This is a genomic window from Mycobacterium sp. (assembly GCF_044370595.1).
Taxonomy (GTDB): domain Bacteria; phylum Actinomycetota; class Actinomycetes; order Mycobacteriales; family Mycobacteriaceae; genus Mycobacterium.
Genome location: NZ_JBILVF010000244.1, coordinates 1 through 3062 on the forward strand (window position 1 = coordinate 1; position 3062 = coordinate 3062).

3 protein-coding genes are annotated in these 3062 nt (G+C 65.3%); all 3 read left to right on the forward strand.

Translation table 11 applies throughout. The annotated features are described in order from the left end of the window. Positions 1–483 (forward strand): potassium-transporting ATPase subunit KdpA (locus ADBZ5N_RS18315; RefSeq protein WP_526259939.1); only part of this gene is annotated, 483 nt, incomplete at its 5' end. 24 nt (positions 484–507) lie between these two features. Beyond that, positions 508–2298 carry a potassium-transporting ATPase subunit KdpB gene (gene kdpB, locus ADBZ5N_RS18320; protein ID WP_526259943.1) on the forward strand — a complete coding sequence of 597 codons (1791 nt, stop codon included), beginning with the start codon at positions 508–510 and terminating at the stop codon, positions 2296–2298. 1 nt (position 2299) lies between these two features. Continuing rightward, on the forward strand, positions 2300–3062 hold a 763-nt coding region (locus ADBZ5N_RS18325; RefSeq protein WP_526259941.1), incomplete at its 3' end, for a potassium-transporting ATPase subunit C.

Genomic DNA, 3062 nt, shown 5'->3' on the forward strand with positions numbered 1-3062 from the left:
GTCGGCCGGACCCCGGAGTACCTGGGCAAGAAGATAACCCCGCGTGAAATCAAGCTCGCCGCAGGCTATTTCCTGATCACACCCCTGATCGTACTGACCGGGACCGCGGTGGCGATGGCGATGCCCAGGCAACGGGCGGGGATGCTCAACACCGGCCCGCACGGCTTCGCGGAGGTGCTCTACGCCTTCACCTCCGCCGGCAGCAACAACGGTTCGGCATTCGCTGGGCTCGCGGTCAACACCACCTGGTACAACACCGCTCTGGGTCTGGCGATGGTGTTCGGTAGGTTCTTGCCGATCATCCTGGTGCTGGGCCTCGCCGGATCGCTGGCCAAACAGGGCCACACCCCGGAGTCGATCGGCACCCTGCCCACCCACCGGCCGCAGTTCATCGGAATGGTCGCCGGGGTGACGCTCATTCTGGTGGCGCTGACCTACCTGCCCATGCTCGCCCTCGGACCGCTCGCCGAAGGAATCCACTGATCATGGACGCGACAACGATCGAGCCTGAAACAGAGCCCGGTACCGGAACCGGCGGCACCCCTGCTCCGTCAGGGGGACTTCGTGGTGGTCGAGGCAGGACAGGTCATCCCGGGCGACGGCGACGTGGTGGAAGGCATTGCCTCGGTTGACGAGTCGGCCATCACCGGGGAATCCGCCCCGGTCATCCGCGAATCAGGAGGTGATCGGTCGGCCGTCACCGGAGGCACCACCGTGCTGTCGGACCGCATCGTCGTCAGGATCACCCAGAAGCCCGGCGACAGCTTCATCGACCGGATGATCGCGCTGGTCGAGGGCGCGAATCGGCAGAAGACGCCGAACGAGATCGCCCTGAACATTCTGCTGGCGGCGTTGACGCTGATCTTCATCTTCGCCGTCGTCACGCTTCAGCCCCTGGCCATCTACGCCAAAGCCAACAACCCGGGCGTGCCGGACTCGTTGGCGCTCACCGGCGACGGGGTCAGCGGAATCGTGATGGTTTCCCTTCTCGTCTGCCTCATCCCGACGACGATCGGCGCCCTGTTGTCGGCCATCGGCATCGCCGGTATGGATCGGCTCGTTCAGCGCAATGTGCTGGCGATGTCCGGTCGCGCGGTCGAGGCGGCCGGTGATGTCAACACCCTTCTGCTTGACAAGACCGGAACGATCACGCTGGGCAACCGGCAGGCCTGCGACTTCGTGCCGCTTCCGTCGGTGAGCGCCGAGGAACTCGCCGACGCGGCCCAACTGTCCAGTCTGGCCGACGAGACACCCGAGGGGCGCTCCATCGTGGTGTTCGCCAAGGAGAACTTCGGCCTGCGGGCACGCACACCCGGTGAGCTCGTCGATGCCGACTGGGTCGAGTTCTCAGCAGCGACAAGGATGTCCGGGGTCGATCTGGACAACGGGCACCAACTCCGCAAAGGCGCCGCCAGCTCGGTGGCGCAGTGGGTCCGCGAACAGGGCGGTGTTGTTCCCGACGACCTCGGGGTGATCGTCGACGGTGTCTCCGCCGGCGGTGGCACTCCACTGGTCGTCGGGCAGAAAGTCACCGGTGGCCCCGGCAACCCCGACCGGGCGGAAGTTCTCGGCGTCATCCACCTCAAGGATGTCGTCAAGCAGGGTATGCGCGAACGGTTCGACGAGATGCGCCGGATGGGACTCCGCACTGTGATGATCACCGGCGACAATCCGTTGACCGCCAGAGCGATTGCCGATGAAGCCGGTGTCGACGACTTCCTCGCCGAGGCGACCCCGGAGGACAAGCTCGCGCTGATCAAACGGGAGCAGGCCGGCGGCAAGCTGGTCGCCATGACCGGTGACGGCACCAACGACGCACCGGCACTTGCCCAGGCAGACGTCGGCGTCGCCATGAACACCGGCACCTCGGCGGCCAAAGAGGCCGGCAACATGGTCGATCTGGACTCCGACCCGACCAAGCTGATCGAGATCGTCGAAATCGGCAAGCAGTTGCTGATCACCCGCGGTGCGCTCACCACGTTCTCGATTGCCAACGACATCGCCAAATACTTCGCGATCATTCCGGCGATGTTTGTGGTCCTGTTCCCCGGCCTGGACCAGCTCAACATCATGCGGCTGCACAGCCCGCAGTCGGCGATCCTGTCCGCGGTGATCTTCAACGCGATCATCATCATCGCCCTGATCCCGTTGTCGCTGCGGGGCGTCCGCTACACCCCGAGCAGCGCATCAAAGCTGTTGAGCCGCAACCTCGCCCGCTACGGAATCGGGGGGATCATCGCCCCGTTCATCGGTATCAAACTCATCGATCTCGTCATCCAACTCCTGCCGGGAATGTGACATGAACTTCGCCAGCATCATCCGTCAGCACTGGGCGGCCTTGCGCACCCTGCTGGTATTCACCCTGATCGTCGGTCTGGGATATCCACTGTTCATCTGGCTGGTGGCCCAACTGCCCGGCCTGAAAGACAAGGCCGGCGGCTCGATCGTCGAACGCAGCGGAATCCCGGTCGGCAGCAGGCTGATCGGCCAGTCCTTCACCGACGAGAAAGGCAACCCGTTATCGCGGTATTTCCAGAGCAGGCCGTCAGCCGGCGGCTACGACCCTTTGGCGACCGGCGCGTCCAACCTGGGTCCGGAGAGCCTCATCGACACACCCGACACGCCCGGTCTGCTCACCCAGGTCTGCTCTCGCAGTAAGGCGATCGGTGAACTGGAGGGAGTCGACGGCACCCGGCCGTTCTGCACCACCTCCGGCGTCGGTGCGGTGCTCTCGGTGATCGGTCCGCGCGACGCCCGCGGGAGGATCGTCGCCCCGACAAGGGTGGTCAGCATCAACGAGCCGTGCCAGACCACCCAGCAGCCGTTCCTGGACAGCTATGCAGGTGTTGCGGTGGAGTGCGCCAAGCCCGGCGAAGACTACGCGGCCGGTCAGATCGTGCCCATCAAGGGTGCTGCGTCGGGTTCGGCAGTACCTGGTCACTTTCGACCCCGTGCTGGCCGCCGAGATCGTGGCGCCAAGGCCGTTGCGGCTTCCAGCCCGGCTGATGCTGTCGGCGTTGATCGGGCGCGTCCGCATTCCGGACCCGGTGATGGCGCGCCAG